This window comes from Caulobacter sp. CCNWLW153, assembly GCF_036889365.1.
Classification (GTDB): domain Bacteria; phylum Pseudomonadota; class Alphaproteobacteria; order Caulobacterales; family Caulobacteraceae; genus Caulobacter; species Caulobacter radicis.
Map to the genome: position 1 here is coordinate 399,323 of NZ_JBAKFV010000003.1, position 7,645 is coordinate 406,967.

The following is a 7,645-nucleotide window of genomic DNA, read 5'->3' on the forward strand; positions in this document are numbered from 1 at the left end:
CCGAGAGGGGCCGCCCCGACCCCGAGGCGCTTCTGGCGGCCGCCAACAAGGCCCGCCGGGGGCGCCTCAAGGTGTTCCTGGGCATGGCGCCGGGGGTGGGCAAGACCTACGAGATGCTGCGCGCCGCCCGCCGTCGCAAGGCGGAAGGGCTGGATGTGCTGGTCGGCGTGGTCGAGACCCACGGTCGCCGCGAGACCGAGAGCCTGCTGCGCGGGCTCGACGTGCTGCCCCGCCGCCCGGTCGAGAACCGGGGCCGCAGCTATCTGGAGTTCGACCTCGACGCGGCGCTCGAACGACGCCCGAAACTGCTGCTGGTCGACGAGTACGCCCACTCCAACGCGCCCGGCTCGCGCCATCCCAAGCGCTGGCAGGACGTCGAGGAGATCCTGGCGGCGGGCATCGACGTCTGGACGACGCTGAACGTCCAGCACCTGGAAAGCCTGGTCGACGTCGTCCTGCGCATCACCGGCGCCCGCCAGCGCGAGACGGTGCCCGACAGCGCGCTGGCGCGGGCCGACGACATCGAGCTGATCGACATCACCCCCGACGAGCTGCGCGAGCGGATGGCGGCGGGCAAGGTCTATGTGCCCGAGACGGCGCGGCTGGCCTCGGAGAACTTCTTCAAGGTCGAGAACCTGACCGCCCTGCGCGAACTCGCCTTGCGGCGGGCGGCCCAGACGGTCGACGACCAGCTGGTCGCGGCCATGCGCGAGAAGGGCGTCGAGGGTCCATGGGCGGCGGGCGAGCGGATCCTGGTGCTGGCCGGCGGCGACGGCATGGCCGCGGGCCTGGTGCGCGCTGGCCGGCGGCTGTCGGACATGATGATGGACGCGCCCTGGACCGTGGCCCACGTCGAGCGGCCCGACCGTCCGCCGCCGCCCGAGGCCGCCGCCGCCCGCACCCGCGAGGCCCTGAAGCTGGCCGAGCAGCTGGGCGGCTCGACCGTCGTGCTGACCGGGACCGACGTGGTGGCCACCGTCATGGCCTGGGCCCGGCGCAACAACGTCACCCAGATCGTCATCGGCAAGTCGAGAGACTCCCGCTGGCGCGAGCTGACCGGCCGCTCGCTGGCGGCGGCGCTGCTGCGCGAGGCCCGGGGCCAGGCGATCCACGTGGTCACCGGCGCCGGCGGGGAGGGGACGGCCGAGCCGTCCGCGCCCAAGCCGCGCCGCTTCGACTGGCCCGCCTACCTGACCGGCGGCGGCTTCGTGGCCGCCGCCAGCCTGGTGGCCTGGGCGCTGGACACCGCCTTCGACCGGGTGGAGCTGGGGATGATCTACCTGGCCGCCGTGCTGGCGGCGGGGGTGATGCACGGCCTGCGCCCGGCCCTGGCGGCGGCGACGGCGGCCTTTGTCGTCTACAACTACTTCTTCCTGGCGCCGCGCTACAGCCTGGCCATCGGCTCGCCGACCGACGTGCTGACCCTGATCGTGTTCTGGGCCGTGGCCCTGGCCACGGGCGGCCTGGCCGGCCGCGTGCGCGACCAGGCCCTGGGCTCGCAGCGCCGGGCGGCCAGCGTGACCAGCCTGCTGGCCGCCAGCCGCACCCTGTCGGCCGCCTCGGGCAAGTCCGCCGTCGCCCAGGCCCTGGCCGAGCAGGCCGCCGCCGCCTCCGGCGCGCGGGCGGTGGTGTTCCTGCCGGTCGATGGCGAGCTGGCGCCGGCGGCCGGCGCGCCGGACCTTGTCGATCTCGGAACCGGACCCATGGCCGCCGCGCGCTGGGCCTGGGAGAAGGGCGAGCCGGCCGGGGCCGGCACCGGCACCCTGCCGCAGGCCGCCTGGACCTTCTGGCCGCTGGAGGGCCTGGGCGCCCGCGCCGGGGTGGCCGGGATCGAGGCCGGCGCATTGGCCGGCGGTTCGGACGAGGAGCGGCTGCTGCTGGCCCTGCTCGACCAGGGCGCGGTGGCCCTGCAACGCGCCGAACTGGCCGCCGGCGCGGTCGAGGCCGAGGCCCTGCGTCGCTCCGACCGCTTCCGCAACGCCCTGCTGAACTCCATCAGCCATGACCTGCGCACGCCGCTGACCACGGTGCTGGGCGCGGCCACCACCCTGATCGACTATGGCGACAAGCTGTCGCCGCCGGGGCGCGCGGACCTTGCCCTCGGGATCAAGGAAGAGGCCGAGCGCCTGAACGGCTACGTCGCCAACCTGCTGGACATGACCCGCATCGAGGGCGGCGGCCTGAAGCTGCGCACCGACTGGATCGACGTGCGCGACGTGCTGGCCGCGGCCGCCGATCGGGTGGCGCGTCGCCTGGAGGGCCGTGTGCTGGTGCGCGACTTTCCCGAAACCCTCAGCCTGGTCCAGGCCGATCCGAACCTGCTGGAGCAGGTGGCGGTCAACATCCTGGAGAACGCCATCGCCTATAGTCCGGCTGGCGCGCGCATCGAGGTCGCCGCCTACGAGGACCGCGCCCATGTGGTCATCAGCATCGAGGACGAAGGGCGGGGCATTCCGCCGGCCGACCTGGAGCGGGTGTTCGAGAAGTTCCGCCGCCTGCAGGACCCCAGCGACCGCTCGCCGAACGCCAGCCAGGGGGTGGGGCTGGGCCTGGCTATCGCCAAGGGCTTCGTCGAGGCCATGGGCGGCCGCATCGCCGCCGCCAGCCCGATCCACGACGGCAAGGGCACGCGGATGCTGATCAGCCTGCCCAAGGGCGTCGCCACGCCCCACCATCTGCTATGAGCCGTCCATGAGCGCGCTTCGCCCCCGCATCCTGGTCATCGACGACGAGCCGCAGATCCACCGGTTCCTCGGCCCCGCGCTCGACGCCGCCGGCTACGACCCGCTGCGCGCCGACGGCGGGCAGGAGGGCCTGCGCGGCATCGCCCTGTGGTCGCCCGACGCCGTCGTCCTCGACCTTGGTTTGCCCGACATGGACGGCAAGGAGGTGCTGGAGAAGGCCCGGGCCTTCTATGACGGCCCGATCCTGATCCTGTCGGCCCGCGACCGCGAGATCGAGAAGATCGAGGCGCTGGACCGGGGTGCCAACGACTATGTCGAAAAGCCGTTCGGGGTGGGCGAGCTGCTGGCGCGCCTTCGCGTGGCCCTACGCCAGAAGGCGGCCACCCAGGCGCCGGTCGGGCCGATCCGGGCGGGGGCGGTGGAGCTGGATCTAGAAAAGCGCCTGGTCACCCGCGACGGGGCGGTGGTGAAGGTCTCGCCCCGCGAATACGAGGTGCTGGCGCGCCTGGCCATGGGGCGCGGCAAGGTGCTGACCCACAAGGAGCTGCTGACCTCGGTCTGGGGCCCCGCCCACATGCACGACACCCAGTACCTGCGGGTGTTCGTCGGCCAGCTGCGCCAGAAGCTGGAAGCCGATCCGGCCCATCCGAAGATCCTGCTGACCGAGCCGGGCGTGGGGTATCGCTTCATCGGGGACTGAGGAGCAAGCTCCCGCCGACTTGACCGTCGGAAATGGGGGCAAGGGCCAACTTCGCTTTGCGACCCTAGTCGGACGTTGGCGCCCGCGCCGTTCGGCACATATGCTTGGACCATGCCTGCTGCAAAGTCGCCGCTACAACCGGTCGCCCCTTGGCCACTATCGAACGCCGAGGCTGCATTCATAAAGGAGACGGTCGAGCGCGTCTTAGGCGCCGACGCCGTGGTTCGCAATTTTGGGCCAGACCCTGCTCGGCTCGACCTGCATGTCGAAACGAGCACGACACCGGGACAGAAGCTCGACGAGTGCAAAGGCCACCTGTGGTGTCGAATTGGGAGGCCTGTTTCGCTCATCGCAACGAAGCGCGGCGACCGCATACACAGCTCAGCGAAGGTAGCGTACCGTCAGGGTGTCATACTCTGACGATTGCTGCTGCATCCGCTTTCGACCCTAACCGGACATCCCGGACGGCTGTGACAGGTAAGCATGTTGCCAAGCTGGAGGGGCAAAATGGCGCCAGAGGACTTCAAGAAACTGTGGGAGGCGGATGGCGATCAACTTATCCCCGTCTCGGCTGAGGAAGTCGCCAGCATCGAGATCCCGGCTTCCGCAAAAGTGTTTCTCGAGCTTGCAGGGCTTCCTGAGGAAGCTGCGCCTTACCTGTCGTTTGATGCAAATTCGAGAGGTCAGCCGACGGATCCCATTCGCTTGGCCATGAAGCGACCAGACGTCTTGGTGGTCGGTTCGAATGCATCCGGTGATCCGGTGGCGATCCGTGCAGACGGTGCATTGGTCTATCTCAACCACGACGCCAGTTTCGCCGAGTTCTACATCAACAAGGATGTTGAGACCTTCGCCGAGACATCTCTCAGAATGCGAAATCTCATTGCCGCCGCTCAGAGAGTTGGCGGACCGGACGCCTATCTTGATGGGCTAGTCCCGGCGGTGTTGAGAGATGAATTTCGGGCTTTTCTGGCGGCCAATGATCCGGTGGCGCTAGAGCCAGAGGCGCTGTGGTTCAACGAGATTGCCAGCTGGGCCGTGGGGGGCGCCAACCACCCTTAGTCGGTGCCGAGCTTGCCTGCTTTCATGGGCCGTCGACGGCGGTTCCCGGCTCTGGGCTGCATGCCGGGCGCTGGAGGTTGGACTCTATCGCTCGCCTCGCCGGATCGTCGCCGCCTCTTTGACCTGGACCAGCAGCGCGGCGATGTCGATTGGCTTGGCCACGTGGCCGTCCATGCCGGCGGCCAGGCAGGCGGCGATCTCGGAGGGCAGGGCGTTGGCGGTCAGGGCCAGGATCGGCGCCGCGCCGGCCGGCGGGGGCAGGGCGCGGATCGCGCGCGTGGCCGCGAGGCCGTCCATGCCCGGCATGCGCACGTCCATCAGCACGACGTCGAAGCTCCCGTCGCGAACGGCCGCCACGCCGGAGGCGCCGTCGCCGACGCCGGTCACCAGGTGTCCGGCCGAACCCAGCACGGCCTCGGCCAGGGCGCGGTTCACCCGGCTGTCGTCGACCACCAGGATGCGTAAGGGAGGGGTCTTGGCCGGGATGGTCTCGGGTGAACTCGCGGGATCGGCGGACGTCGCGGGGATCTCGAACCGGAAGGTCGAGCCCTCGCCCTCGACGCTGTCGAAGCCGATCGTCCCGCCCATGGCCTCGACCAGCCGCTTGCAGATCGCCAGGCCAAGGCCGGCGCCGCCATAGCGCGGATGGATCGAGGCGTCGGCCTGGCCGAAGGCCTGGAACAGGCGCTCGCGGGCCTCGGCGGCCACGCCCATGCCGGTGTCGGCCACCGAGAAGCGCAAGGCCGGCGCGCCCGGCGGGCCTGTCGTCTCCAGCGTCACCGTCACGCCGCCGGCGCCGGTGAACTTCACGGCGTTGTTCAGCAGGTTCAGCAGCACCTGGCGCAGGCGGTTGGCGTCGCCGGCGATGCGGCGTTCCGCGCCCGCGACTATCCGGGTGGTCACCGCCAGGCCCTTGGCCTGCGCCTGCGGGCGGACCATGGCCACGCAGCTCTCCACCAGGCGGACCGGGTCGACCTCGCCGGCGTGGAGGTCGAGCTTGCCGGCCTCGACCCGCGACAGGTCGAGGATGTCGTCGACGATGGTCAGCAGCGAGCGCGCGGCGTCGTGGACGAAGTCGCGATAGGCGCCTCGCTGCTCCGGCGCCAGGTCGTCGCGGGCCAGCAGTTCGGCGAAACCCACCAGCCCGTTCAGCGGCGTGCGCAGCTCGTGGCTCATGGCCGCCAGGAAGTCGGACTTGGCGCGGTTGGCGGCTTCGGCCTCGGCCTTGGCCTCGCGCAGCTGCTCGGTCAGCAGGGCCAGCCTGTGATTGCGCCGCTCGACGCGCTCGAAGGCGGCGGTGCGTTCCTGCAACAGCCGGCGCAGGGCGCCGAAGCTGGCGCGCTTGGCGATCGCCGCGCCCAGGGTCTGGCTCATGTGGCGCAGCAGCTCGACGTCCTCGTAGCCGAAGGCGCGGGTCTCGCCGGCCATGGCCTTGAGCACGCCGATGGCGTGGTCGCCGTCGAACAGCGGCGCGCACAGCATCGAGCGCAGGCCCACCCTGCGGCAGGCCTCGCGATCGACCCGTTCGTCGTGCTCGCTGTCTTCGCAGACCAGGATGCGGGCCTGCTCGACGCACAGGCCCGACAGGCTGCCGGCGCGCGGGATGCGCAGGCCAAGGTGCGCCTCGGAGCCGGCGCTGACGGCGCGGTAGACCATGTCCTCGCCGTCGACCAGCTCGACGACCGCGCCGTGCCCGCCCAGCAGGTGCTGCACGCGGTCGACGACGATCTGCATGAAGGCTTCGCCGTCCACCTCGGCGCCCGCCAGCAGCGCCTGGATCTCGGCCAGTTCGCGCAGCCTTTCCAACCGCCGGTTCAGCCTCTGCAGGCGGGCGGCGCCGTCGGACGCGTGAAGCGGCGTCGGCAGGGCATCCATCGCAAAACGTCCAGCTTCGCCGAGCGAGGCTGGGCCCGCGCCTTTCCCCGCGCAAGCATCCTCAGGATGCATCGCCGGCCGGCGGGCGGGGCTATTCGACGCGGATCTGCGCGGCCAGGGCGCGGGCGATGGCCAGGTTGGCCGAGTCTTTCAGGTGCAGGCCGTCGTATTGCAGCGGCGCGCCGATTTCGGCCAGGGCGTCGGCGGCGTCGACGGCCTTGACCCCGGTGCGGGCGGCCACCTGCGCGGCGGCCTCGCGGAACGGGTCGAGCCGGGGTTGGGTGTCGCGCGCCGAGGCCGGCGGGGGCAGCAGCACGATGACCTGGCCGCCGTCGTCGAGCCGGCGGCGGACCAGGGCCTCCAGCAGGCTGGCATAGACCCTGACGTCCAGCGCGCCGGGCTTGCCCCGCACCTTGGCGTCGTTGGCGCCGTACATGATGATGGTCAGGTCGCCGGTCGGCGCGCGGGCCCAGCGGGTCAGGCCGTCCAGCGTCTGGTCGCCGGGCTTGCCGTGATTGACCACCGTGACCTGGTCGCCCAGCAGGCCGCGCAGGGTCTCCGGATAGGGCGTGGGGCTGCGCGGCGAGGGCGAGCCGTTGATGCCGGGAATCGATTCTCCCCAGCGCTTGAAGCCGTAGGTCAGGCTGTCGCCCTCGCAGACGATCACCGAGCCGCGCTTCAGTCGGACGGGATCGCCGGGCGCGGCCTCGAGTTTCACGGCGGTGCGGGCCGCGGCGCTGCCGGTCGGCCGCCACTGCGGCAGGGTGGTCTGGAACCACGCGGCCGACAGGCCAAAGCCCAGCAGCGCGCCGATCCCCACCCCGGGCAGGAAGAACCGCGAGCGCTTCAGGTCGCGCAGATAGGCGGCGAGGAAGCTCATGGGGCGGGCCTGTTAAGCATGTTCCGTAGGCGGTTCGAATGCGTGTTTGATAAGGCAGGCGGCATTTTCCGCATAGAGCGCCGCCTCTACGGTCAAGGTAAGTATAATTCTTGCTCGAACCGTGCTCTTTTCGCCGTCAAGGTGATTAATGCCCCTTATGGCCAAGTTTGGTGGGCGTTCCGATCCCGGACGGTCGATCGCGAATTTTCGTGGGGATGTCGTCGTGAAGTGCAAACTTTGGCCACATAAAAATTTCTTTTGAATAGTCATCAGTTCGTGATTGCGCTTCGGCAAGGAATGTCGAATTAAAATCACTCGGTGTTTTTGTGCCGCCGGCTGGGCGGGGCTCTTGTTGAGCAGGGGATGACATGCGCGTAGCGATGATTGGCACGGGCTATGTGGGCCTGGTGTCCGGGGCGTGCTTTGCGGACTTCGGTCACGTGG

The 7,645-nt window shown here is 70.2% G+C and carries 6 protein-coding genes; 4 read left to right on the plus strand and 2 right to left on the minus strand.

Going from position 1 to position 7,645, the window contains the following annotated elements:
* The first annotated feature begins 83 nt into the window (after positions 1–83).
* The 3 genes from V6S85_RS07650 (at position 84) to V6S85_RS07660 (ending at position 4,446) form a co-directional block, all read left to right on the plus strand.
* On the plus strand, positions 84–2,684 hold the full coding sequence (locus V6S85_RS07650) for a sensor histidine kinase (protein ID WP_243410566.1): 2,601 nt from the start codon (positions 84–86) through the stop codon (positions 2,682–2,684).
* 7 nt (positions 2,685–2,691) lie between these two features.
* Positions 2,692–3,384, plus strand: a complete 693-nt coding sequence (locus V6S85_RS07655) for a response regulator (protein ID WP_116490648.1) — start codon at positions 2,692–2,694, stop codon at positions 3,382–3,384.
* Between the two features lie 507 nt (positions 3,385–3,891).
* Complete coding sequence (locus V6S85_RS07660; RefSeq protein ID WP_334348553.1) at positions 3,892–4,446, plus strand: SUKH-4 family immunity protein; 555 nt, start codon at positions 3,892–3,894, stop codon at positions 4,444–4,446.
* 84 nt (positions 4,447–4,530) lie between these two features.
* Here V6S85_RS07660 and V6S85_RS07665 read toward each other — a convergent pair whose 3' ends face one another.
* Both V6S85_RS07665 and V6S85_RS07670 read right to left on the minus strand, forming a co-directional pair.
* On the minus strand, positions 4,531–6,321 hold the full coding sequence (locus tag V6S85_RS07665) for an ATP-binding protein (RefSeq protein WP_334348554.1): 1,791 nt from the start codon (positions 6,319–6,321) through the stop codon (positions 4,531–4,533).
* Positions 6,322–6,412: 91 nt separating this feature from the next.
* A complete protein-coding gene (locus V6S85_RS07670; RefSeq protein ID WP_116567819.1) occupies positions 6,413–7,201 on the minus strand; it encodes an SGNH/GDSL hydrolase family protein in 789 nt (262 codons plus the stop codon).
* Between the two features lie 368 nt (positions 7,202–7,569).
* Here V6S85_RS07670 and V6S85_RS07675 point away from each other — a divergent pair.
* A partial coding sequence (locus V6S85_RS07675; protein ID WP_334348563.1) for a hypothetical protein occupies positions 7,570–7,645 on the plus strand: 76 nt, incomplete at its 3' end.